Consider the following 25,336-nt stretch of genomic DNA (forward strand, 5'->3'; position numbering starts at 1 on the left):
ACTAATAAAATATTAGAATAAAAAATATGTTGCTTTGTTTTTGCTTGGGCTGGATTCTTGGCACAGCGTGGATGGGAAAAACAGGATTTGATGCGCAGTTGAGCACAGTATTGGCTTTGCTGAGCTTTGTATTCATTATCATCAGTAGCAAATTTTTTGCTCGAAAAGGTATTGTATTCAAAATATTGAGTACGGCAGTGGTTCTGTGTTTAGGTTCTTATCTGGGCTTTGCGTACGCCAATCAACAACTTAAGCAACGTTTACAATACACAGTACATCAGCCTGAAAAGACCAGCATATTGGTTTATGTGCATGCTTTAAATCAATATAGTGAACACAGTATTCAACAACGCGTTATGGTGTTAAATGCCGCTCGGCAACCTTTGCAGTATTTACTTTATTTGCCTAAAACCAAGACGGTTTCATCTTCAGATTTAGAGTTGGAATTAGGTCATTATTATCAACTCGAAGGCCAGTTAAAGCCTGCGCACACTTATGCAACTGCTGGTGTATTTGATCAAGAACAATGGTTACTCCAGCAAAATATTCAGGCCACTTTTAGAGTTAAACGTGCCATAGCGCTAAATGAAGCTCAAATTAAAGCATTGGGTTATAGCGATATTTTGTATCAACAGCAAAAGTTAATCCCTCAGTTTCGTCTGTGGACTGAAAAACAAAGGCTGGCGTTTAGAGTCAAAATCTATCATTTGCCCTTAGCACATAAAGGATTGTTACTGGCCTTATTAACAGGAGATAAAAGCTTATTAGATGAAGCGACCGTAGATCAATTTCAACGTTTTGGCATCAGTCATTTGTTGGCCATATCTGGGCCCCATGTCTTAATTTTTGCCATGTTGATCTGTTGGATCATCACGCGTTGCATACGCAAATTTGCACCGCGGTTGTATTTAAAAATACCACGCCAATTTATTTTAATTTGGCCATTTATGGGCTGTGTATTTGTGTACTGTGCTTTTGTGGGTTTTGAAATTCCTGCAATGCGAACTTTTATTATGACGGTCGTTGCCAGTGGCATGTTGGTTTTACGCTTAAGAGTCTATGCCCTTAAGTTATTGGTTTATAGTGCAACGCTTTTATTGTTATTTGATCCTTTTAGTATTTTATCGGCAGCGTTTTGGTTGTCTTATGGCGCATGTTTTATTTTACTCAGAATTTATCAAACACTTTGGCTACAACAGCAATCGCTTGAAGCCAATACGGCTTGGTGGGTCAAACTGCGCTTATCCCTTCATGTGCTGATCACATCACAATGGAAAATTTTTATAGCACTTTTTCCCATGATGGCACTGTTTTTTAAGCAGGTGGCTTGGATTGCACCTTTAAGTAATTTATTGGCAATTCCAAGCTTAGGTTTGGTGGTTGTACCTTTAGATGTGCTGGCGGCGTTCGTTAATTTTTTTGCGCCGGGCATTGCAGCGGTGATTTTTCAATTCAATGATTTTTGTCTAACGCTACTTTTGAGCCTATTGAATGTAATTGACCATGTATTTAATCCACAATTATTAAATATTACTTTTAATCCTGCGACGATTTTACTTCTGAGCCTATGTATTTTTATTTTTTATCTTCCAGATGGCATTGTACCGAAAGCGTGGTTGTTATTAGGTTTAGTTGCGATTTGCTTGAAGTCCTATACACCGCAACCTTTTCAACTCACGGTATTAGATGTAGGGCAAGGTCAGTCTATTTTGGTGCGTGAAGGTCGGCACAGCATGATGGTCGATACAGGTGGTTATTATGATGAGCAGAAATTTAGTATTGGTAAGAATATTATTTTGCCTTTTCTGTCGAGGCAAGGACTATCAAGCATAGATCAATTGGTGTTGACGCATTTAGATCAAGATCATAGTGGGGCCTATTTTTCTATACAAGATCAACTGGCAATTAAAAGCTTATATGCCAGTGAGCATGTAGCTGTGCCTAATGCAACACAATTTGAATACTGTCAACAGGGACAAGTTTGGCAATGGGAAAATGTACAGATAGAAGTCCTTTCACCCAATAATATACAAGCGGTGAGAGCAGGGGCTGAGCGTAATGAAAACTCATGTGTGCTGTACATTCGAATGAACCATGCAATGCCTTATCAATCCTATTTATTGATGGGGGATGCAGGCTGGCAAACGGAATATGAGTTATTAAAAGCTTATCCAAATTTACAAGTCGATGTGTTGGTCTTGGGCCATCATGGCAGTCGACACAGTTCATCATTTGATTTTTTACAGCACTATCAGCCTAAATTGGCTATTGCATCGGCTGGAAAGTGGAACCGCTATGGACACCCGAGTAAAGAAACTCTGGCAAGACTGAAGGCTTTAAATATCCCGATGTTGAGTACAGCCGAAAAAGGCAGTATAGAATTTAAAGCCAAAGATGGTCGAATACAGCTCATCGCATTTCGAGATCAATGGCAATGGTTAAATCATTGAGCTCGAAATTTGTTGAAGTGTTATGCCTTTACGGTATTTTGCGCAGTGTAATCCACGTGTTTTAAGTGTGCAGTCTCTGAACGCAATGTTTGCACAATTTCAATCGCTTGTTCAGGTGCTATGTTATAAATATCTTCTAAAGCAGGATTGGCCTTAAAGCGTTTATAACTCCAATGATAATGTTCTGGATAACGGCGAATCAGGTTTTCTAAAGCTGAGAAAATCACACCTGAACCATCATTTGCCGTACCTTCATAAATATGTGAATCTAATTTTTCAATGTGTATATCAAAAAGCCCATCTTCATTACGCATTGCATAGGCAAATAAAGCACCACATTTGGTTTTTTGAATCAGTTTAGCACTCAGATTGCTGGTTGCCAGGGGTAAGCCAAAATACTCAATCATGTCACCGCCAACATTAGGGGTATGATCAGGTAATATGACGGTCATACCGCCTTGTTTGAGCGCTTTGAAAATTTGGCGCACACCAGATTCATCTGTAGGGACAAGTGTGGCTTGCTCTCGGCTACGTGCATTACGCACAAACTGGTCCGCAGTTTCATTTTTGACGGGTTTGTACATAATGGTCATTTTGCTGTGTTGGGCAAACCAAGCGTTCATTACTTCCCAAGTACCAAAATGTGGGACCACCAAAACTAAGCCTTTATTTTCAGCTAAAGTTTCGTGAAAAAACTCTTCGCCATATACTTTATTTATACGCGCAAAATTTTTCTCAGCAGATGAACCCCAAATGCTGAAAAATTCAAAATATGAACTTAACTCATTACGAATCGCTTGTTCTGTAATTTTTTCACGTGTTGTCTGATCGAGTTCTGGCAGTGCAATATTTAAATTTAAGCGAATTGTGGCAGAAGTCTTTGAAATTTTGAAAGTATTGACCAATGCCGCTAATCCACGAGCAAAAAAACGCGAGAACTGAATCGGCATACGACTGATAAAACTCAATGCACGGTGGGTGGCGTTATGAGGGCTTTGATCATTCATGTTTTATTGGATTATTTCAAATGGAGAAAAATTAAATTAATTATAGGCGAAATTGCGTGGTATAGACAGTTTTCACCATTTACATGTATATAATGGGACAACATTATAATTGAATATTGGATTTTTTATGTCCGATTGGCCACCAAAGCCTGAAAGTGAAATTCAGAAGACAACATCAACAAATAACGTCCATCAGCCCACTGGCAATGAATGGAAAATCTTAGAAAAAGCGGTTTTAGCGTCAGTTGAAGAGCAACGTCGCACACGTCGCTGGGGGATTTTCTTTAAATTTTTGACCTTTGCTTATATCCTTTTTGTATTGGTTGCTTTAGGTAAGGGCTGTAGTACTGCAAGTTCAACTTCAAGTGATGCAGCAGCTTCAAGTTCACACATTGCGGTTGTGGATATTATTGGAACGATTGCAGCGGATAAACAAAGTGTAAATAGCACAGATACTATTCGTTCATTAAAGCGTGCTTTTGAAAATAAACAGAGCAAAGCTGTGGTGTTAAATATTAACTCACCAGGTGGTTCACCTGTTCAATCTGACGAAATTTGGCAAGAAATTCAGTATCTAAAACAACAGCACAAAGATAAAAAACTTTATGCCGTGATTGGTGATACTGGTGCTTCAGGTGCATATTATATTGCTTCGGCAGCAGATGAAATTATTGTAAACCCATCAAGTTTAGTTGGCTCAATTGGTGTGATTATGCCAAATTATGGCGTCAATCAATTGATGCAAAAGTTAGGTGTAGAAGATCGCACCATGACTTCGGGTGAAAACAAAGCCTTACTGTCGATGACTCAACCTGTAGATCCTGCACAAAAAGCACATGTACAAGGTGTATTGGATAATGTCCATGACCACTTTATTAATGCGGTTAAACAGGGTCGTGGTAAAAAACTAAAATCTACAGATCCAGCGATTTTCTCTGGTTTATTCTGGACTGGTGAACAAGCAGTTAAATTGGGTATTGCAGACCGTACTGGCAGTATTCAAAGTTTAAAACGTGAATTAAAAACTGATAAAACTGTGAATTATACCGTTGAATATAGTCCATTCGATTCAATTTTAGGTCGTATGGGGGCTTCAATTGGACAAGGTTTTGCAACGTCTCTAAGTCAGCAAGTACAGACTGAAGGTAGTGCAAAATTACAATGAAGCCGATTATTCATTTTGCACATGCCAATGGTGTACCTGCACAAGTGTACACCAAGTTTTTTCAAGCACTTGAAGATGACTTTGACGTGATTTATGTGCCACTTATTGGCCCAGATCGCCGTTATCCTATTGATAATCATTGGCAGAGTCTGACACAACAACTGATTGATAGTATTGTAAGACAAGCCAAAGGGCGCCCAGTCATTGGTCTTGGTCACTCTTTAGGTGCGGTACTAACTTTTAAAGCAGCGCAGCAACGTCCAGAATTGTTTTCACAACTTATTTTGATGGATCCGCCGTTTGTGACTGGCACTGCATCATTCATGTTACATGTAGTGAAAACTTTGAAGCTTAAAATGTTGGATAAGTTGTCACCTGCAGGACTGTCAAAAAATCGTCGTGATCATTGGGAATCTCGTGAGCAAGCATTTACATCTTTAGTGACGAAAGGCTTTTATAAAGATTTCGATCCAGAGTGTTTTCAACACTATATTGACTATGCTTTGACTGAAGACCATATTCGCGGTGGTGTAGAACTGACCATTAGCAAATATGATGAAGTCAAAATGTTCAACACGAATCCGTCTTGGTATTGGCTACCACAGTCAAAGACCAAAGTTCCTGCACAGTTGCTGGTGCCTAAAGGCAGTCCGTTTTTGCAACATAAGTTCCCGCAACAGGTGAGCAAAAAATTTGACATACCACTACGTATGACCGAAGGCGGGCACATGTTTCCATTAGAGCAACCTGTCGAAGTTGCGAATTTGCTTAAGCAGTTGCTTGCAACAAAAAATTAGCAGAACTAAGGTTCAGCATAATAAAAAACGCATCCTAGGATGCGTTTTTTTATATCTGATATACGGCTTAAAATTTGCAGAATTGAACTGCTTCAGTCATTGGATGACCACGGAACAGTACACCATTTTCAGTGTGTTGAATGGTGCCAGTGCAAATCCATTCAGCTACTTGTGGGTAAATGATGTGTTCTAAAACATGTACGCGGTTTGCTAAGCTGTCAGCAGTATCATGCGTATTCACTTTAAGCACTGCTTGTGCAAGCGCTTGGCCAGCATCGAGTTCTGCAGTCACGTAGTGAACTGTACAACCATGTAGGGCATCACCTGTATTGAGTACACGTTGATGCGTATGCATGCCTTTGTAATGAGGCAATAGAGAAGGGTGAATGTTGATCATTTTCCCTTCCCAAGCATGCACAAATTTGGCACTTAAAATCCGCATGAAGCCTGCAAGAATGACTAAATCAACATCCCAGTCGAGTAGTTGCTGATGCATCACATCATCAAAGGCTTCACGATTTGGATATTGTTTATGCTCAATCACTGCAGTTGCAATGTTTGCATTTTTTGCACGTTGTAGTGCAAATGCTTCAGGTTTATTTGAAATGACTCCAACAATTTTCCCAGATAGATTTGCATCGATTAAGGCTTGAAGGTTAGAGCCACTTCCTGAAACAAGAACAGCAATTTTAATCATTGGAAGTGCTTATGCAAAAATCACACGGATTTTTTCGTCAGCGCCTTCAACAGATTCAGCATTGTCTGCAATATGACCCATTGCGAATGCTTTTTCGCCAAGACTATTGAGCAATTCAACTGTTTTTTCTGCATCTGCAGCATCAACAACCAATACCATACCTACGCCACAGTTAAATGTGCGGTACATTTCAAATTGTTCAACACCACCTTCTTTTTGAAGAAGTTTGAACAATTCTGGCCATTCCCAAGAAGCTTCATTGACTACAGCTTGAGCGCCATTTGGAAGTACGCGAGGTAGGTTACCTGGTAAACCGCCACCTGTGATGTGCGCCATTGCGTGTACATCAACTTCTTTTAATAACTGAAGAATTGGTTTGACATAAATGCGTGTTGGTTCCATCGCTGTATCAGCAAGTGGACGACCATCAACGATTTGAGTCATATCAACGTTTTTCACATCTAAAATTTTACGAAGAAGTGAATAACCGTTTGAGTGCGCGCCACTTGATGCAACACCTACTAAAACGTCACCCGCTTTAACTTTAGAGCCATCAATAATTTTGCTTTGCTCAACTACACCTACGCAGAAGCCTGCAAGGTCATAATCTTCACCTTCATACATGCCAGGCATTTCAGCAGTTTCGCCACCTACAAGCGCACAGCCTGCAAGTTCACAACCTGCGCCAATACCTGTTACGACATTAGCCGCAACGTCTACATTTAAGTGGCCTGTTGCATAGTAATCGAGGAAGAATAATGGTTCAGCACCACAAACCAAAAGATCGTTTACGCACATTGCAACCAAATCTTGACCAATAGTGTCATGACGGTTCAAATTCAATGCTAAACGTAATTTAGTACCAACACCATCTGTGCCGGATACGAGGACAGGTTCTTCATAACCTTTAGGAATTTTACAAAGTGCGCCAAAGCCACCTAGACCGCCCATTACTTCAGGACGTTTTGTGCGCTTAGCGACTGATTTGATACGATCGACTAATGCGTCGCCCGCTTCAATGTCGACACCTGCATCTTTGTAGCTTAAACCAGTGTTTGGGGTAGAAGTTGAGTTGCTCATAATGAAGTCTCCGCATTCGCGCGGCGATTATAACCTGAATAAACGAAACTCTTATGTTATTTATGCGCTAAAATGCTATCTTTATTAAAATATTTCTCTTTTATAACGATTACACTGACATAAAGGTGAGTTTTATGGGCGATCGCACCTTGCGCCGCATTTTTATTCTGGCTGGCATTGCACTTATTCTTTGGGTTATTTATTTACTCAAACCTGTGGTGATTCCTTTTGTAGGTGCTTTTTTAATCGCCTATTTGTTTAGTCCTTTGGTGAATAAACTACATCGAATTGGCTTACCTCGCTGGATATCAATCAGCGTAGTATTTGTCGGTATTGGTGTCGCATTAACGATTGCCATTTGGTACTTGGTACCTCTCATTTGGCAACAATTAATGTATGCAAAAACAAATATTCCTGCAAATATTCATTGGATTAATTATACCTTTCTGCCATGGCTGTCTCATACATTTAATCTTGTGCCAATGGAAATTGACACCGAGCAGATGTCTGCGGCAATCATGGAATATATCCAAACAAATTATAGTGCAGACAGCATTCAAGCGATGTTGATGAAGGTTGCACAGTCTGGTCTGAACTTTATCCAAATTGGCGGTACGGTTGTACTTATTCCAGTGATTGCTTTTTATTTTTTACTGGATTGGGAGCCGATGCTTGAGCGTATGCGTCGTTTAATTCCTCGCCAATATGAAGCTAGCACCATGACAATTGTAGGTGAATGTCACAGTGTATTAGGTGCATTTGTAAAAGGTCAGTTCTTGGTGATGTTTTTGCTTGGCGTGGTATATGCAGTCGGGCTACAAGTTATTGGTTTGGAAGTCGGTTTAATTATCGGCATGATTGCAGGCCTAGCCAGTATTATTCCTTACTTAGGTTTTGCGGTAGGTATTATTGCTGCTGTCATTGCAACTTTCTTCCAATTTGGTATGGATTGGATGCAGTTGGTACTGGTGCTGGTTGTATTTTTAATTGGTCAGGCTGTAGAAGGCTATATTCTACAACCTTTCCTTTTAGGCGATAAAATTGGCTTATCACCTGTTGCCGTAGTTTTTGCTGTTTTGGCTGGTGCACAGTTGGCTGGTTTCTTGGGCATGTTGATTGCATTACCTGTTGCTGCGGTTATTGTGGTGTTATTGCGCCATGCGCGTGAGACTTATGAACGTAGTACAATATATGTTGGTGCAAACGCACATGTGAATACTCATGGTGCAGGTTCAATTAGCATTGAAACCGAACAAGCCAATATTGATATTGAATTGAAAGACAGCGCGCTAAATACACTGCAAGACGCTGAAAATTCGAGTAAGATTGAAAAACCAGAAAATAAAGATAGATAAGGCCTGCTTAATAAATGCGTCAATTGCAATTAGATATAGAACCCCAACTTGATGCCCGAATCAGTGATTTTTCAGGGCCGAGCTGGGGGCATGTCATTGATGCGGTTCGACAGCTACATGCAGGTCTCATGAATCGCTTTTATGTTTATGGGGGAGCAGGGTCTGGAAAGAGTCATTTACTCTCGGCGATTTGCGATTCATATCTGGAAATTGGTAAAACCGCGATACAAGTTTCGTTGTTAGAACTTTTAGATGCCCCGACAGAAGCGATTACATCACTCGATCGTTATGATCTGGTGGCACTAGATGACATTGAAGCGATTAGCGGTGTACCACATTGGCAAAAAGCAGTATTTCATTTAATCAATTATAATAATGAAGGCGGTGGGCAGTTGGTGTTTTCATCCCGCTTTGCACCCATTGAGCTCAAACTAGAATTACCTGATTTACAGTCACGTTTAACACAAGCGGTGAGTGTAAAGGTGCCAAATGGTAGTTTATATGCAGATCGACAGGCTTTGGTCACTTCAGTGTTGAACCGTCGAGGCATACATATTGATCCGCAAATCATAGATTATTTACTTTTACATGGCCCGCATCAAACCTCGGTATTATTACAAACGCTTGAGCAGTTAATTCAACTACTTAAAGGTGAAAAGCTGAAAATTAGCCATGCAAATTTACGTCAAATTTATGCACTGATTGATGAATACCGTTAATCGATAAAAAACTTGAGTAATTGCTCTAGCTGTGACAAAGTACACAAAAATAGTATGTAGCTGTCAGGAACGAACAGCGAAATATAAAAAGATAAAAAAAAATCAAGGAGAATGTGATGCTCAAACGGAGCATAGTCATGGGTTTACTGTGTTTTGCAGGGCACGCCTATAGTGCTGAAATTGCAGTAACAACGACTGATGATAATGATGTAGATGATAGTGTTTGTTCTCTACGTGAAGCAATTCAATATATTAATGCAGGCATGCCAAAAGAAGGCTATCACGGCTGTGGTGGCGAGAGTGCCGTCTCAATTATTTTGCTTGAAAAACAAGCAACATATAAATTAAAAAGCCGTATTGATATAAAAGCAGGTTTGACCCTTAAAACCACCTATGATAGTACTGAAAATCAATCAGTCGCGGTTGGCTTAAACAATGCCACGATTCAAATGGATGGCCAAGATCAAATTTTCCATATTGATGATGGCAATAAAGCTTTGATTACAGTCAACTTCCAAGAAGTTTCTTTTCAAGGTTGTGGAAACAGTGCTTGTGCAAGTTTAGGCGGTATTATTTATAATAATGAGAAATTAACACTGCAAAGTAGTGCATTAAAAGGTGGCCGTGCAGATAAAGGCGGTGCTATTTATAATGTTGGTTTTTCAAGTGAAAGTGCCTCTTTAGGCAGCGTCGTTCAAACTTATAATGTGCTCTTCGAAAATAACCAAGCCAATAACGGAGCGGCGATTTATAGTGTTGCGCCAAATTTCTGGATCGCTTCTTCTGTATTTAAAGGAAATACGGGCGATGTGACGATTTATACCGAAAATCCATTGGCGAATGCAAGTTCATTAGTTTTTCCAGCACGTGATCATTTAATTACCAATTCAACATTTTTTAAAAATTCAGGTTTTGCACTGAATCTTAAAGATGGCATTGGTTTAAATAACCTCACTATTATTAAAAATGGTGGTGGTGTTTTGCTAGATGTTCAAGACGGACAGGGATATCTTGCAAATAGTATCTTGTTGGGCAATGGTACTGCCAGTGGCTCAATGAACTGTAAAGTTGTAGATCAAAGTACCGATAAAAGCGTTATTTATAACAACTTACTGACTGCTGAATGTCCAACGGCGGCTGTTGAAAATAATAATACGGTATGGGCAAAAAATGATTTAATTGCGGGTGAAGACGAAGGTGTTTGTAAGAATCTAAATGATGATACAACTTCATTATTGTGTCCATATAGCGTTCCTAACAATGCATTTTTGGGTTATTTGCGTCCACGTATTTTAGTGAGCTTTGCCGATATTTTTTCTGGCCCTATCTTGAATAAAGGCCAAACTGAAGCGAATGGAAATAAGCAATTCGTAGCGTGTGAAAGTACGGACCAGCGTGATAAGAGTCGTGAAACAAATAATTTGTGGTGCGACCGTGGTGCAATTGAAATTATTGTTCCAACCAGTATTCCACGTATTGGTGATGACATTAAACCAGGCCAAACCGCTAAATTTAATATCCTTCAATACTTGGGGGATAGCGATTTAATTCCAAAAGAACAATGTGATGCTGTTGTTGGTAAAAACCCAACAGGTGCAGCTTGGCAAGATGGATGCTTAGTCATCAAACAGACTCAAACGGTATCTAAAGGAAAAACAACGCTCAATTTGAATGGCGATTTAGAATATATTCCAAATGGTGCTTGGCATGGCGCTGATATTTTTGAGCTTCAAGTCGTAACGTCTTCAACACGTTATAACCCAGCAAATAAGTATATTTCTGCGGAAGTCCGTATTTATCAAGAACCAGACAACGATATTGATAGTAAGTCTGTAAAAACCTCCGGTGGCGCATTTGGCCTTTATGGATTAATGGGCTTGTTTGGATTGATTGGTTTACGCCGTCTAAAAAAATAAGAAGGGAATTGCCATGAAAAATTATAAAAAAGGATTGTTAGCGCTCATGGTTCTTTCTGCGATGTCATTGATGGCAGCAGAAGAAAAAACCATTGAAGTCAACACATTTGAAGATGAGAATGGTGAAAACTTAGATAACTGTTCTTTACGTGAAGCCATTTTTGCGGCGCATAAAAATGCCGCGTTTGGTGGTTGTAGCGCAGGTGATACCAATTCTACACAAGCTGATATTATTCAGTTGAAGGAAGGTACATACAAGTTGACTCGTGGCGAATTAAAGCCAGAGTCAGCAGTCGATATTCGAGGTGCGACACGCTATAACTACGATCAACGCAATGTGCTTACAGATGCTTATCCTGCTTATGAGGATTTAAAAACCTTTATTGTTGGAGATGGAATACATCGTATCTTTAATACAGCGCAAACTTTTGCCAATTTAGACTTGACCGATGTCGCATTGAAAAATGGTAAAGCTGATTTGGGCGGTGCAATTTTTTCTGGCGGTAATTTGTCTTTAAACCGAAGTGCAATTCTAGATTCAACTGCCGTACAGGCTGGTGGTGCAATCTATGCTTTGGCACAAAATGGTGAAAGAACTTTAACGATTAACAGTACATTATTACAAGGCAATAAAGCTACGAAAGGTAGCGTATTAGCCATGGATTGCGTCAGCAATATGAGTGATAGCAAGCCTGTTCTTAGCTTATTGCAAAGCAGTATTATTAAAAATGGCGCGACGGATAACCAAAGTATTTTAGACTTTTGTGGAAATGTCTCTGCTACGATATCGACTAATACCATTGCGCAAAATATTGCAAATCCAAACAATGGTAGCGTGATTAAGGCGATATCAGAAGGAAATAACTTATTAAGTCAGTACTCAAATATCGTTCTTGCGAATAATACTATTGTAGAAAATGATGCATATACGGGTCTGTATTATGACAAAAATGGTACTAAGCAATTAGGCTTTAATGTCTTTGCATATAATGGTAAAAATATTGCAAACTCTAAATCATGTCGTTTTATAAATAATGCAAAACCTGATGATGAATTAAGCTTCATTGCTTTTAACAATGCTTTAGAACTGAGCGCATCAAAATGTGATTTACCAAAGTCTGCATTAGATGAAGCAGTAGATGACTATAAAAATGTCGATGTCAGTAATACAGTGATGTCGAATATCTTGTCGAATTTAATGCCAGCATCTGCATATAACGTTTTCTTACCATTGTATTATCCTAAGCGATATTCAACGGGCTATGACTTATTTGATGTCTCTTCTATTAACTGTAATACCTTTAGTACCGTTTCAGCGGATCAACGAGGGATTCAGCGTGTCATTGATGCGACGTTATTGTTAACACCGGATCAACGTAACCTGTGTGAAATTGGTTCAGTTGAAGTAATGAACTTAACCGCTGCAGATGTACAAGACTTAAAAAATACATCTTTGGTGACCTTGGTTGATAGCTATGAAAAAATTGTTGATCAACTGAAAAAAGACATTGAAGATCCAAACTTTAAACAATACAAAATTGCGAACCAAGATGATTTATCTGAAATGGAGCCATATTTAAATAGCTTAAAAGCGAATTTGAAATATCGTGCGATTTATTTCGATCCATTCAAGTTAGCATTGGCGAGTGAAAAAACAACGGATGCTTCTGGGAATCAAATTGTTAAACGCTTGGATGCAGATCACTATAACGTCAGTGTGAAAACACTTGGCTTAGGTACAGATTTGGTGATTAACAGCGGTATACCAACTGTAGTGAATACTGGGGCTGATTCTGATTTAGTCTGTGAGTGGAATTCAAGTTTAAAACAGGTAGTATTGTATCGTACTAGTGGTGCGGTGAGCGCTCCAGGTGTAATTGGTTATTGCACATATACGCTAACGGATAAAGAAAATCCAACAGTTACATCTTCAGGCATTTTAAAGTCTACATTTAACAACATTGCGCCAGTGGCTGTATCTGATGAATACAGCATTAGTAGTAATAATAATTTAACGGTAAGCGTTAATCCGTTGGAAAATGATCACGATCACGGAGATGGGCCAGAAAATACAGTACCTGCTGGTAAAAAAATCTGGTTCCAAAATGCGTTAGGTCAGAACACAGCAATTAAATTTGACACGATTCCTGCAGGTTTAAACTTTAAAGCTGAATTTAGTGGGCCATGTCCTGAAGCTTATGCACGTGAGACATGCTATGGTGGCAATATTGAATTTTCTGTGAAAAATAATCTCAGTCAGTTTGATTATCCTGTGAAATATTCAGTATTTGATTCTGAAGGTACGGAATCAAATCAAGCTACCATTACACTTAAAAATGCAGCTAAAAACACCAATACTTCATCGAGTGGTGGTGGAGGCTCTATGGGAGTATTGGGTGTATTTGCGTTAATGGGCTTAGCAGTATTCCGTCGTAAATCAAAAGCATAATCTGTAGTCTTGGTTAGCTATGTATTATTTTATGGCTAGCCCTTTATATAAAAAGCCAGTACTCATGTACTGGCTTTTTTGTACCTATTTGACAGAGTAGTTATGTTGAAGTTTTATCGCATTATTTAAAAGTAGTTTGTACTTACGGATTTAATGTTGCAATTTATGCAAAAATGCCAGCGATTATGCTGGCATCTTAATGAGCTTTTTAAGCTTGTCATGCATCATTAATGGCTAAGATTTTCAACCTTTAAATATTTATTGATGTATTCTTCTCGAATACTAGCACGATCATCAGGTGCAGCACGTTGTAAGCGGTGAGCCAAGTCTTTACGTTCTTGAGTACTCATTTTTTGCCAAGTTTCGCGCATACGTTGCTTATCTGCATCAGGCAGCTGATTAAACCAATCCATACGTTGTTGTAAGTTGGTACTTTGCTCAGATGGAATTTCTTTCAATGACTGATAACGTTTAATCAGTGCCAGTTGTTCAGCATCAGACAAAGAGTCCCAGGTATCACTGACTTGAGTATTGGCATCTTTTGAAAAAATCCAAAAACGTTCAAAGCCCGCAAAGCTAGTTTGCAGAAAACTGAATGCACAAAATGCCAATGCTAACTTTTTAGCTACCATGAGAAGATTTATCCTCACCCAAAACCATTAACATTTCTAAATCTTCAACCATTTGAGGTGAAAGTTTAGGTGTAGAAATAACTTGAGTATCAGGTTTTTCATTCAAAGTGACTGAATTAGGTAATACAATAAAACCAGCAATAGCTGCGGCGAGTGCAAAGCTAGACATTTTCCATAAGCCATAACGAGATGTTTCTCTCTCATGGATTTGGTCAAGCACGTTATTCATCACTTGTGCTTTATGTTGATGTTGCTGTGCAAGCCGATCAAGCTTTTGGCTCACGTTTTTTACAAAATCATCTTGCTTCATTCGGATGACCCTCCCAAATTGGGATTTAAATGTGCTAATGAGGCGCGAAGGCCCTGAATTGCACGGTGATAATGCGTTTTAACACTGCCTTCGGTGCAATTCATAATTTCTGCAGTGGTATGCGTGTCAAAGCCTTCCCATGCGCGGAGCATAAATGCTTGTTGTTGACGCACAGGCAATTGAGCAATGGCTTCTTGAATTTCTTCTGCAGTCACTGCTTGAGTTAAAAAATCAGAGGGATTTGGGGTCGATTCGTCAACCACATCTTGTACTTCAAATTCGTCATCATCTAATGAAACTTTTCTGAAAAAAGAGAAGGGCTGTGCACGACGCGCTTCTTTACGACGCCAATCCTGTAATTTGTTATTTAAAATGGTGTAGAACAATGGATACCATTCTTCTGTGGATTTTTCTGCATAGGACTTATGTAATGAAATAAAGGCTTCTTGAACCAAGTCCATTGCAATACCTTGTTGACCTTGTGTTGCACTTTCGATCATGACAAGGGCGCGACCAGTCACTTCATGCATGAAGTTTTTTAGACGAGACTCAGCCGTGCTCTTAAGAACACTAGCTGGTGTACTGTCTGACTGTTTAGGCGCTAAATCCATAGAGATGGAAAATCCTGTCATTGGATACCCACCATTATTTCCAAATTCATACTACATATAACGTTGAAAATAATGGTTTGGTTGACAAAAATACTTGTTATTTTTCTAGTGTAATCTATTTTTTTAAATCGGCTAGCCGATTTAAAATAAAATAACGATTAAATACGTTGGCGAACCATTTCAAAGAAGCAAACAGAACCTGCGATTGCAACATTTAATGATTCTTGACCACCTGGTTGTGGGATGCTTACAGCTTTTGCATGCGCAAGTGCATATTCGCTTACGCCTTGACCTTCATTGCCTAAAACCCAAACGCTAGGCTGTTTTAAGTCTTGATCATATAAACTGGTTGAGCGGTGTGAGCTGGTCACATAAACTGGAATTTCAAAGCGTTCTAAAATATCTTCGAGTTGAATGTTTTCAAAGGTTTTAATTGAAAAATGAGCACCCATGCCTGCACGGAGCACGCGAGGCGACCAAAGTGATGCTGAACCTTTAGTACATACAACTTGTTGAATACCCGCAGCAGCAGCTGAACGTAACAAGGTGCCAACATTACCAGGATCTTGTACGTTTTCTAAAATAAGCGTGTCTAAATCAAATTGTAATGCTTGGCTAGAACTTGGCAGGTCAACAATCGCTAAGAAGGGCAATGTTGTACCTAAAGTGCTGAGGTCTCGATACAAGCTTTCAGCAATGACAAAAACTGAGCCATCATATTCATCTAAAATATCGCAGATATCTGGATGTTCGAGGTACTTTTCTGTGGTGAAAATCGAGTTGATACGACGTTTTTGTTCAACCCACGCTAAACCAAGATGTGTACCTTCAAGTACGGTTTGACCTTGTTTTTTTCGGTAGCTACTTTGCTCAATTAAACCACGTAAGTGTTTAATTTTGGCATTATCTTTAGATTCTAAAAATACAATAGACATATTGGGGAGACTCAAAACCCATAGTACAAGGTACTATGGGTCTATAGAAAAATAAGGTTTTAGTTGTGGTAGCTTGTGACTAAATCAACTTCGTTTTTAGAACCGATAATGACAGGAACACGTTGGTGTAATTCAGTCGGTTGAATATCAAGAATACGTACGCGACCTGTAGTTGATGCGCCACCAGCTTGCTCCATAAGCATGCTCATTGGGTTCGCTTCATACATTAAACGTAAACGACCAGCTTTTTTCGGATCTTTTAAGTCGTATGGGTACATGAAGATACCGCTACGGCATAAGATGCGGTGAATATCACCAACCATGCATGCAACCCAACGCATGTTGAAGTCTTTTTCACGTGGGCCAGTTTTACCTGCAAGTAGTTCATCGATATAACGTTGTACAGGTGCTTCCCAATGACGTGCATTTGATGCATTGATTGCATATTCTTTGGTATCTGCGGCTACTTGAATTGCATCAGCAGTTAATAAAAATTCTTTAGTTTCTGGATCAAAAGTAAAGAATACAACACCAGCGCCGACTGTTAATGCCATCATGGTCGATGGACCATAGAGGACATAACCTGCAGCTGCTTGCTCACGGCCTGCTTGCATAAAGTCTTCAGCTTGCGTTACCGCATTTTTAGCTGGCAAAATTGAAAAAATTGTACCTACACACATATTGATATCGATGTTGCTTGAACCATCAAGTGGGTCAAATAACACAAGGTAATCACCATTTTCTTGTGCTGGTGTAAACTCATCAAGTTCTTCAGAAGCTAAGCCGCCAACATGTGGATGAACTTTTAAAGCATCGATAAGATAGTCATTTGAAATAACGTCGAGTTTCTTTTGCTCTTCGCCTTGCACGTTTTCGTGTTGAGCACTGCCTAATACACCAGCTAAAGCACCTTTTTGAAGGAGTACGTCGATGTCTTTGCACGTATTACCAATAGTTTCAATAACTTGAGCTAAAGCAGGCGTTAAATTTCCACTTTGTTGTTGTAAAAATTGGGATAAGCTTAAACGTGACATAACTGGATGGCTCCAAAATAAAGCGGTCAAAATGATCGGAATTGAATATGTGCGTATTTTAGATGAGAATGAGTTAAAAGAACAATTAAACTCGACTATTTGCCGTGATTTTGCGCTTGCAAGTCTAGAAGAACATGCTATGTTGAAGGAATGGGGATTGATTTTTAATACATAGGAGCACAACAATGACGATTCAAAAATTTGATGCGACTCCATCACCTACAGAAGGAATTTCATTGGATGAAATTTCTGCAGAAAAGGTTAAGGAAGCTTGGAGTGGTTACGACGCTAAGCCTGAATATAAAAAATTTAATAAGCATGATCTTATTGAGTCTATGCAAAGTTCAGAAGAGCCTGCTGAATCAGCTGAATAACATATTCTGGTAGCATCTCCTTCAAACATTAAGCAATAAAAAAAGCCCTCATTCATGGAGGGCTTTTTTTATTGCTTGAGTAAAATGATTTACTTGAGCAAATGTGCGACTTATTTAAGTAATGGAGGAACAGCTTCGTAGTTGATTTCTACGCGACGGTTTTCTTTCCATGCATTTTCATCATGGCCCGCATTAATCGGCATTTCCTTACCGTAGCTTACTGCTTCGAGTTGGTTGGCATTTACGCCTGTTGTTACAAGGAAGCTTTCGACTGCTTTTGCACGACGTTCACCAAGTGCCATATTGTATTCACGCGTACCACGTTCATCTGTATGGCCTGTTAAAGCAACACGTGAGTTTGCATTGGCCATTAAAAATTGCGCATGTGCTTGTAATGTTTGGATATCATCGTTACTTAATTCGCTGCTATCGTAATCAAAGTGCACAACGCGTTTTGCTAAAAATGCTTTGTTGGCAGCCGTGACACCTTTTGAAGATGCACCAGCAAGGTTCTGCGCATTTAAAGCTGCGTCTTCGCTAAGACCTTCAGTGTTTACAGTTGTAGAAGTTGATGGATTTTGACCTGCTTCAGCAACATTCACTGGTTTTCGACTTGCACAGCCAGTCATCACAATAGCGGTAGCCAATAAAGGTAAAACAAAAAGTTTAATTGCTTGCATATTTATATCTCCATAAAGTTTTTAAAAGTAAATATTATTTTGGTGCCCATGCGGGTTCACGAACTTCACCTTGTTCACTTGGTAAGTTCATACGGAAACGACCATCAAGTGACATGATTGATAGAAGGCCACGATTCGCTTCACGTGTTGCGTAGACCACCATTTGTCCATTTGGAGAAAAACTTGGTGATTCATCTAAGCTGGTCGGCGTTAAGATATTGGTTACACCCGAGTCAATATTTTGTACTGCAACTTTGTAGTTACTACCACTTGGACGATGTACCAATGCCAGTTTTTTACCATCAGCACTCAGGGTGCCACGAGCGTTAAATGCACCACGGAAAGTTAATCGCTTACTGCTGCCATCGGCAAAGCTATAACGATAAATCTGCGGTGAGCCGCCGCGGTCAGAGGTAAAAATAAAAGATTTTCCGTCTGAGGCATAGCGTGCTTCAGTATCAATTGCACTGTCATTGGTCATACGCTGTAGTTGGCGGGTTTCCAAGTCCATTTGATAAATTTCTGGGTTGCCGTGCATAGATGCTGTAAACAACATGCTTTTACCATCAGGTGAGAAACTTGGTGCTCCATTTAAACCGCGGAAACTTGCAATTTTTTCGCGACTGCCAGTCGCTAAATCTTGAATGTAAATTGCAGGTCGTTTGGTTTCAAATGAAACGTAAGCGATTTTTTTAGCGTTTGGTGTCCAAGCAGGCGATAAGATAGGATCACGCGAGGTTAATACGGTACGTGGTTGTTCGCCATCTGTATCTGCAATTTGTAGGGTATAACGCTGTTCTGGTGTAGCAGGATTACGTAATACATAAGCAATACGGCCAGTAAAATCACCTTTAATGCCAGTGAGTGCTTCGTAAATTGCATCACTAATCATGTGTGCTGCTTGGCGTGTACGAGAAGCAGGCACATTCAAAAGTTCATTGAGTAGGTACTGTTTTTTTTCAACATCATAGAGCTGATATTGAATCTCGTATGAACCGTCCGCAGTTTGTTTTAGGTTACCTGTCACAACATACGGAATACCCGCTGCTTGCCAAGCTTCTGCATTGGGTGCATTTAATGCCGCTGTTGCAGGAAGATTCTTTGATGCACTGCTAAATTTGCCTGAACGATTTAAATCATTTTCGACAATTGGATAAATGTTTTGATCATTGGCAAAAGGAATAATGGCAATCTTTGGGGCTTCTTCAGGTGCTTTGGTAATTTCCAAATGCAACTGTGCATGGGATTGAGTGATTAAAACAGGACTAAATGCAGTCAAAACGGCTAAGCAAAGCAGATGTTTACGCGTCATTTCCATCATTCGCTGAATACTCTAAATCTATAAATTTTTGTTACTGTGAATGTGTCACATAATGGCATGTTTTAAAAATATTAAAAGCATCACATTATGATTAATCTGTTATTGGAGTGTGAAAAACTGTCCAAATATTATCAGCTTGTTGTGTTGCAGTGTTCATTAGGCAGTGAATTTTTTATGACAGTATTTTCCATGCATATAAATTAACTGCGGAATGTGGAATTATTTTGAATTTTTAGGGTTATTAATTGCATTTTATTGAGCATATTAGTCTAGTGATTTATTTGAAGCACTTGCAAAAAATCCCTGACAGATGTGCAGGGATTTTAAAGATGTTGAATAGCTTGTATTTAATTTGCAGACCTAAACGTAGACGTTAAAGTCATGGCTTCGCGTCTTGCATCAGGATCTGATGGCATTGGATAGGGAGCAGCGGCACGAACTGCAGCTTCAATACTCGCTTTCATATCAGGATCGCTGGCTGTGACAACCACGGAACGAACTGAACCACTTTCGGTTAAGCTAATTCGTGCAGTTGCAGTTTTACCTGCTGAACCAGAAGGTGTGTCCCATACGCGACGGATTTTATTTTCAAAATCACGTTTTGCAGACGATGCAATTTTTTTCGCTTCCGCTTTTTTCTCAGCAGCTTCTTCAGCAGCTTTACGTGCAGACGAGGCTTTGGCTTCTTCGGCAGCACGTTCACGCGCTTCTGCATCTGCTTTGGCTTTTGCATCTGCCTTAGCTTTTGCATCGGCTTTAGCCTTCGCATCAGCTTCTGCTTTACGCTTGTTGGCCTCCGCATTTGCTTTCGCTTTGGCATCTGCATCTGCTTTGGCCTTAGCGTCGGCTCTTGCTTTCGCATCCGCGTCAGCTTTACGTTTATTGGCTTCCGCATTTGCTTTCGCTTTGGCGTCTGCATCTGCCTTAGCTTTTGCATCGGCTCTTGCTTTGGCATCAGCATCTGCTTTACGTTTATTCGCTTCTGCATTTGCTTTCGCTCTGGCGTCGGCATCTGCCTTGGCTTTCGCGTTAGCTTTAGCCTTCGCGTCTGCTTCAGCTTTACGTTTTGCCTCATCTGCTTTTAATTTTGCATTTTCAGCTTGACGTTTAGCATTCAAATCCGCTTGGCGTTTGGCATCTTGCGCTGCCTTTTCTAATTCAGCTTTGCGTTTAATATCTGCTTCGGCTTGTGCTTGAGCTTCAGCTTTTGCCTTAGCCTCGGCTTTCGCTTTTTGCTGATTCGCTTCTTGAGCTAAACGTTTTTGTTCTGCACGTTTCGCATCATCTGCCGCTTTGCGTTCAGCTTCTTCGGCTAACTTAGCTTGCTGCGCCGCTTTTTGAGCATCTAGCTTTTTAGTGTCTACTGCAGGCGTTGGTACAGGTGTTGGTATTGTTTGTGGTGGTGGGGCTGTTGGAACAACCGGTGCAGGCTCTTGACTCGGCTCAGCAGTTTGTGTGATCTCAGGTGCAATATTTTCATGTGCAGTTTCATCAAAGGCTGTTTCTTCACGTGTAACAGGCTTTAAATCTTCTGGTTTGATCAGAACCGTTTTAATTTGTTTAGGGGGTTCAGGTGGTTTACTCATGCCGAGATAAAGCAAACCAACAACTGCCACTATATGTACGCCGAGCGTAAAACCAATGGCAATTTTTTTTTGCTTAAACGGAGGCTTCTTAAAATCTTTCATAAATTATTTTAATGGCTCGGTCAGTAATCCAACTTGAGATAATCCTGCATCTTGTAATGCGGACATAAGTTTAATGACTTCGCCATAAGGGCGAGATTCGCTACCATTTATGAGTACGCTCAATTGCTTTTGCTCAGCTTTTGCCTGACTTTGAGCATCTGTTAATGCCACAGTCAGCTCAGCCAAACTGAGTACATCATTTTTATGGGTTTTATCTTCAAGTTTAATTGTGCCGTCAGCTTCTAAAGTCACAATGGCAGGGCGGTCTTCAGATTGAATAGGACTGCTATTGGCCTGTGGTAAGTCGACTTTTACACCGGTGGTAATCATGGGTGCAGTGACCATGAAAATAACCAAAAGCACCAACATGACATCAATGTAGGGAACCACATTCATATCACTTTTTAGGGGCTTTTTAATACGCTCAAAGCGTCCAGAACGTTGAATAGCCATTTATTTTTGTTCCTGATCAGAACCCAAAGATTGGCGTTGTAATAAAGCCACCATTTCTTCAGAAAATAAGGCACGATCTGAATAAATTGCTTCACCTTTAGCAGTAAAATGGTTGAATGCAAGTACAGCAGGAATTGCGGCAAATAAACCGATGGCTGTTGCAATTAAGGCTTCTGCAATACCTGGCGCAACCGTTGCCAAAGTCACTTGGTCAACATCTGCAAGACCAATGAATGCATTCATAATGCCCCAAACAGTACCAAATAAACCCACATAAGGCGCAACAGAACCAATGCTGGCTAAAGCACCAAGGCCTTGTTCTAAATAGCTTTGATCACGGCTTAAACCAACACGCAAAATACGTTCGGTGCTTTCAATGCTTTGTGGCAAACTTGCTTGACGCTTTTTAAGTTTTAAAAACTCGCCTAAACCTTGATAGAAAATGTCTTCGAGGCCAACACGCTTAGAGTTGAGTTGGGCATTGTTATATAGCGTATTTAGTTCAGCACCAGACCAAAAGATTTTTTGGAAATGTTCATCATCGGTCTGGGCTTTTTTATAGCTTAAATGCAATTTGGCAATCAGATACCAGCTATACAGTGATGCGAATAGAAGGAGAAGCATCACCAGCTGTACAACAGGGCTCGCCTGTAAAATTAGATCAGTGACGTGCAGAGAAGATTCTAGTTGTGTTGCCATAGTTACATTAAGCCAAGTAATTTTTTTAATCTTGTTCCAATTCTTTTAGAATTAGATCACGAATTTCTTCAGGAAGTCGGGTTGGTCGCATATCTGCATTAATACATGCCAATTCGACCTCACCCGATGCAAGCATAATTTCACCACGATAAATATTTTGTTGCAATACAAATGACGTAGCTTTACATGAAACCACAGAAGCAGTTACGGTAATTAAGTCATCCATAAGAATAGGGCGTGCATATTTCACACTAATTTTATGTACGACAAAATTATAGTCTTTTTGATGCCAATAATGACTAATGCCTGATGCGCGAAGCCATTCGGTGCGAGTGCGTTCCATAAAGCGAATATGATTGGCGTGGTAGACGATGCCACCAGCATCAGTATCTTCAATATAGACACGAATATTGAACTCGAATTTATTCGCCATGTGTTTATTCCGTTTTTGGATCTATTTTAAAATGATTGCTGTGATTTAGCATAAGATTGAGGTCTTTAAATTGACTTTTACTTAGCTAAAGGTCAAGCGGTGTGAGCGAAAATTTTAGCACTATGACTGCTTAGTCCAATGGCACAAGATTTCAAATCTAGACTGGCCTATGAGGCTGTGGTTTATTTGATCAGTACTTAACTTTCTATAAGGATATTTGCTGTTTTAAACGTCGGAAAGGCTCGCGACACATATAACATAGACACGCATGAAATTTTTATATCTTCGTTGGTTTTTTGGTTGTTCAATAAAAGTCACATGAGAAACTGGAAGATCGCTAGCACAAGGTATTTTTTTTGTTCGATGTGCTAGCGCTCACAGCCTGATGTGGTGCATATAATTTCCTTCTAATTTCGATAGATATATTGGATTAGGCATTTACACATTGTAGATTATATTTTTTACCTGCACCTTGTAGTGATAAGTGCTGTGTATTTTGATCTACTGCGAGTAGGTATTCACTATTGGGTTGATCAAGGGTAGTCCAACTAAATTGCTTAATGGCATAGGTGGTTTGGTTGCCATTTTGTACGGCTTGGCTAGAACCACGCCAACAGTTATTTTGCGCACATACGGCAATTTGGTTGTTATTTTTAATGGTAATGCTAAATGTATTGTTTAGGTTTTGAGGAATTTGACAATATCCTTGTTTAGCACAAGATATTTCAGCAATTGAATTGGCACATTGCCAAGACGAATCTGCTAAAGCAACTGTTGCTATGCAAGATGCGCACGCAAATAAAATAAAATTTTTCATGACCGTTTCCCTTTAGTATTAAGTAATTTAAGTGTTTTATTGCTGTCTATGTACGCTGACATAGAACAGCAATAAAACTTTTGTACTTCTTTTGATCTGGCTATACGGGTTTAGATTTTATTTTTATGTTCCGCTGTTTTATTGTTCAACTTACATTTTACAAAAATAGTGTTAAATGAATCACATTTATAAAATTAACTGAGCATTATGTTTTAAACAAGATCTTTTGATGAATGAATTGTTGTTTTATTGTTTAAAATGTAGTTGGAGTGTGATTTCTGCGACTGAGAAAGACGATTTTATTCATTTGTATAAATTATGATTATGATTTTAAAAATAAAAAACCAAGTATCTTTTTTAACTAAGCGCTCATATTTATATGGCATGTTATGAGCTGTAAGGATGTTTATCTCTACCCAAATTTGAAGGTGTTTTTTTAGGTTTTCACTGCATTATTCACTCAATTGAAAGATAAAAAAGCAACCGAAGTTGCTTTTTATCTTGTGGTCTAGGCCTTATTTATCTTTGGGTTCTGGTGGAGTCATTCCAAATTGTAAATAAGCCATATTGGTTGCGATGCGACCGCGTGCTGTACGCATCACATAGCCTTGCTGAATTAAGTATGGCTCAATGACATCTTCAAGTGTGCCAGAGTCTTCAGCCATAGCGGCGGCGAGTGCTTCAACGCCAGCAGGCCCACCGTCAAAACGCTCTAGAAGCATAGATAAATAGCGACGGTCCAGTGTATCTAATCCATCTTTATCAACTTTGAGCATATCCAATGCGCGCTGTGCCATATCTTGAGTGACTTCGCCAGTGCCTTTGACCTGTGCATAATCACGTACACGACGCAATAGGCGGTTGGCAATACGTGGTGTGCCTCGTGAACGGCGGGCAATTTCTTGAGCGCCTTCAGCGGTCATGGGCACATCCATGAGATTGGCTGAACGGCTAACAATATGTGTTAAGTCTTCGACAGAGTAAAACTCTAAGCGTTGCACAATACCAAAACGGTCACGCAGTGGCGAGGTGAGCAAGCCTGCACGAGTGGTTGCCGCCACCAGCGTAAATGGAGGTAAATCTAGTTTGATGGAGCGGGCAGCAGGGCCTTCGCCAATCATAATATCCAGCTGGTAGTCTTCCATTGCAGGATACAAAATTTCTTCAATGACTGGTGAAAGGCGGTGAATTTCATCAATAAACAGTACATCGCCTTCTTCGAGGTTGGTCAGCATCGCCGCTAAGTCGCCTGCACGTTCTAATACTGGCCCAGAGGTCGATTTTAGGTTACCACCCATTTCTCTGGCAATAATATTGGCCAGTGTGGTTTTACCTAAACCAGGTGGGCCAAAAATTAATGTGTGATCAAGTGCTTCAGCACGACCACGGGCAGCCCCGATGAAGATTTCCATTTGTTCGCGTACGACGGGTTGTCCGATGTAGTCTTCGAGGGACGTTGGGCGAATGGCGCGGTCGAAGTGGTCTTCGGGTTTTTCGGAGCCACTGATGAGACGGTCTTGCATATTGATGTAATTAATCTCTAAAACTCAAGGTCAATGTGAGCACTGCCTTAAATAACTTTTGGACTATTTATACCTATTGTATAGGCGATTTTCACTTTTGACTGGGCAAAAGTGACAAAACCCATTTGTTAAACTGATGCTACATTCTTGTAGCACAGTTTAACGGCGACATCCATGTCGCCAGCACATAT

The 25,336-nt window shown here is 39.9% G+C and carries 25 protein-coding genes; 9 read left to right on the forward strand and 16 right to left on the reverse strand.

What is annotated here, in order from left to right; translation table 11 throughout:
- The first annotated feature begins 26 nt into the window (after positions 1-26).
- A complete protein-coding gene (locus tag HYG93_RS06605; RefSeq protein ID WP_178962088.1) occupies positions 27-2,450 on the forward strand; it encodes a DNA internalization-related competence protein ComEC/Rec2 in 2,424 nt (807 codons plus the stop codon).
- Positions 2,451-2,470: 20 nt separating this feature from the next.
- On the opposite strand, the gene HYG93_RS06610 is transcribed toward HYG93_RS06605, so the two are convergent.
- A complete protein-coding gene (locus HYG93_RS06610) occupies positions 2,471-3,457 on the reverse strand; it encodes a lysophospholipid acyltransferase family protein (protein WP_178962089.1) in 987 nt (328 codons plus the stop codon).
- A 127-nt stretch (positions 3,458-3,584) separates the two neighbouring features.
- Here HYG93_RS06610 and sppA point away from each other — a divergent pair, with 127 nt between their 5' ends.
- Positions 3,585-4,622, forward strand: a complete 1,038-nt coding sequence (gene sppA, locus HYG93_RS06615) for a signal peptide peptidase SppA (RefSeq protein ID WP_106985666.1) — start codon at positions 3,585-3,587, stop codon at positions 4,620-4,622.
- The gene (locus tag HYG93_RS06620) at positions 4,619-5,419 is read left to right on the forward strand and encodes an alpha/beta fold hydrolase (protein WP_106985665.1); all 801 of its coding nucleotides are present in this window, start codon (positions 4,619-4,621) and stop codon (positions 5,417-5,419) included. The genes sppA and HYG93_RS06620 overlap by 4 nt, the downstream gene beginning before the upstream one ends.
- A gap of 67 nt (positions 5,420-5,486) precedes the next feature.
- Here the strand turns inward: HYG93_RS06620 and purN are convergent, their stop codons facing one another.
- Complete coding sequence (gene purN / locus HYG93_RS06625; RefSeq protein WP_106985664.1) at positions 5,487-6,116, reverse strand: phosphoribosylglycinamide formyltransferase; 630 nt, start codon at positions 6,114-6,116, stop codon at positions 5,487-5,489.
- Positions 6,117-6,125: 9 nt separating this feature from the next.
- Positions 6,126-7,196, reverse strand: coding sequence for a phosphoribosylformylglycinamidine cyclo-ligase (gene purM / locus HYG93_RS06630; protein ID WP_106985663.1), 1,071 nt, complete (start codon positions 7,194-7,196; stop codon positions 6,126-6,128).
- A 134-nt stretch (positions 7,197-7,330) separates the two neighbouring features.
- Between purM and cxpE the strand changes: the two genes are divergently transcribed.
- From cxpE to HYG93_RS06650, 4 genes are all read left to right on the forward strand, one after another.
- Positions 7,331-8,551 carry a chloramphenicol efflux transporter CxpE gene (gene cxpE / locus HYG93_RS06635; RefSeq protein ID WP_120365690.1) on the forward strand — a complete coding sequence of 407 codons (1,221 nt, stop codon included), beginning with the start codon at positions 7,331-7,333 and terminating at the stop codon, positions 8,549-8,551.
- A 14-nt stretch (positions 8,552-8,565) separates the two neighbouring features.
- The gene (gene hda / locus HYG93_RS06640) at positions 8,566-9,270 is read left to right on the forward strand and encodes a DnaA regulatory inactivator Hda (protein ID WP_106985661.1); all 705 of its coding nucleotides are present in this window, start codon (positions 8,566-8,568) and stop codon (positions 9,268-9,270) included.
- 116 nt (positions 9,271-9,386) lie between these two features.
- Positions 9,387-11,186, forward strand: coding sequence for a rhombotarget A (rbtA, locus tag HYG93_RS06645; RefSeq protein WP_117007491.1), 1,800 nt, complete (start codon positions 9,387-9,389; stop codon positions 11,184-11,186).
- Positions 11,187-11,199: 13 nt separating this feature from the next.
- Positions 11,200-13,635, forward strand: coding sequence for a CSLREA domain-containing protein (locus HYG93_RS06650; RefSeq protein WP_178962091.1), 2,436 nt, complete (start codon positions 11,200-11,202; stop codon positions 13,633-13,635).
- Positions 13,636-13,862: 227 nt separating this feature from the next.
- Here the strand turns inward: HYG93_RS06650 and HYG93_RS06655 are convergent, their stop codons facing one another.
- The 5 genes from HYG93_RS06655 to HYG93_RS06675 all read right to left on the reverse strand — a co-directional run bounded on the left by HYG93_RS06655 (position 13,863) and on the right by HYG93_RS06675 (position 17,157).
- Entirely contained in the window at positions 13,863-14,267 is a 405-nt protein-coding gene (locus tag HYG93_RS06655; protein WP_106985659.1) for a DUF3106 domain-containing protein, read from the reverse strand.
- Positions 14,257-14,577, reverse strand: a complete 321-nt coding sequence (locus HYG93_RS06660) for a hypothetical protein (RefSeq protein WP_106985658.1) — start codon at positions 14,575-14,577, stop codon at positions 14,257-14,259. The genes HYG93_RS06655 and HYG93_RS06660 overlap by 11 nt, the downstream gene beginning before the upstream one ends.
- Positions 14,574-15,188: an RNA polymerase sigma factor gene (locus tag HYG93_RS06665; protein WP_106985657.1), complete on the reverse strand. Its 615-nt coding sequence runs from the start codon at positions 15,186-15,188 to the stop codon at positions 14,574-14,576. The genes HYG93_RS06660 and HYG93_RS06665 overlap by 4 nt, the downstream gene beginning before the upstream one ends.
- A 158-nt stretch (positions 15,189-15,346) precedes the next feature.
- Complete coding sequence (locus tag HYG93_RS06670; protein ID WP_106985656.1) at positions 15,347-16,123, reverse strand: RNA methyltransferase; 777 nt, start codon at positions 16,121-16,123, stop codon at positions 15,347-15,349.
- A 59-nt stretch (positions 16,124-16,182) separates the two neighbouring features.
- On the reverse strand, positions 16,183-17,157 hold the full coding sequence (locus HYG93_RS06675; RefSeq protein WP_106985655.1) for a class 1 fructose-bisphosphatase: 975 nt from the start codon (positions 17,155-17,157) through the stop codon (positions 16,183-16,185).
- Positions 17,158-17,188: 31 nt separating this feature from the next.
- Here HYG93_RS06675 and HYG93_RS06680 point away from each other — a divergent pair, with 31 nt between their 5' ends.
- Complete coding sequence (locus tag HYG93_RS06680; RefSeq protein ID WP_165382490.1) at positions 17,189-17,332, forward strand: hypothetical protein; 144 nt, start codon at positions 17,189-17,191, stop codon at positions 17,330-17,332.
- A gap of 10 nt (positions 17,333-17,342) precedes the next feature.
- The gene (locus tag HYG93_RS06685) at positions 17,343-17,531 is read left to right on the forward strand and encodes an NF038105 family protein (RefSeq protein WP_106985654.1); all 189 of its coding nucleotides are present in this window, start codon (positions 17,343-17,345) and stop codon (positions 17,529-17,531) included.
- Between the two features lie 110 nt (positions 17,532-17,641).
- On the opposite strand, the gene pal is transcribed toward HYG93_RS06685, so the two are convergent.
- From pal to ruvB, 8 genes are all read right to left on the reverse strand, one after another.
- Complete coding sequence (gene pal / locus HYG93_RS06690) at positions 17,642-18,211, reverse strand: peptidoglycan-associated lipoprotein Pal (protein WP_120365686.1); 570 nt, start codon at positions 18,209-18,211, stop codon at positions 17,642-17,644.
- Positions 18,212-18,245: 34 nt separating this feature from the next.
- The gene (tolB, locus tag HYG93_RS06695; RefSeq protein WP_171406334.1) at positions 18,246-19,529 is read right to left on the reverse strand and encodes a Tol-Pal system beta propeller repeat protein TolB; all 1,284 of its coding nucleotides are present in this window, start codon (positions 19,527-19,529) and stop codon (positions 18,246-18,248) included.
- A gap of 350 nt (positions 19,530-19,879) precedes the next feature.
- Positions 19,880-21,220, reverse strand: coding sequence for a cell envelope integrity protein TolA (gene tolA / locus HYG93_RS06700; RefSeq protein ID WP_178962093.1), 1,341 nt, complete (start codon positions 21,218-21,220; stop codon positions 19,880-19,882).
- Positions 21,221-21,223: 3 nt separating this feature from the next.
- Positions 21,224-21,673 (reverse strand): protein TolR, encoded by a 450-nt coding sequence (tolR, locus tag HYG93_RS06705; RefSeq protein ID WP_106985650.1) that lies wholly within the window; start codon positions 21,671-21,673, stop codon positions 21,224-21,226.
- Positions 21,674-22,372, reverse strand: a complete 699-nt coding sequence (tolQ, locus tag HYG93_RS06710; RefSeq protein ID WP_106985649.1) for a protein TolQ — start codon at positions 22,370-22,372, stop codon at positions 21,674-21,676.
- A 25-nt stretch (positions 22,373-22,397) separates the two neighbouring features.
- Entirely contained in the window at positions 22,398-22,805 is a 408-nt protein-coding gene (gene ybgC / locus HYG93_RS06715) for a tol-pal system-associated acyl-CoA thioesterase (RefSeq protein ID WP_106985648.1), read from the reverse strand.
- Between the two features lie 430 nt (positions 22,806-23,235).
- Positions 23,236-23,622: a hypothetical protein gene (locus tag HYG93_RS06720; RefSeq protein ID WP_106985647.1), complete on the reverse strand. Its 387-nt coding sequence runs from the start codon at positions 23,620-23,622 to the stop codon at positions 23,236-23,238.
- A 515-nt stretch (positions 23,623-24,137) separates the two neighbouring features.
- Positions 24,138-25,145 carry a Holliday junction branch migration DNA helicase RuvB gene (ruvB, locus tag HYG93_RS06725; protein WP_106985646.1) on the reverse strand — a complete coding sequence of 336 codons (1,008 nt, stop codon included), beginning with the start codon at positions 25,143-25,145 and terminating at the stop codon, positions 24,138-24,140.
- Between the last annotated feature and the right edge of the window lie 191 nt (positions 25,146-25,336).

Origin of the sequence: Acinetobacter sp. SwsAc6 (genome assembly GCF_013391565.1) — a bacterium.
GTDB lineage: Bacteria > Pseudomonadota > Gammaproteobacteria > Pseudomonadales > Moraxellaceae > Acinetobacter > Acinetobacter cumulans.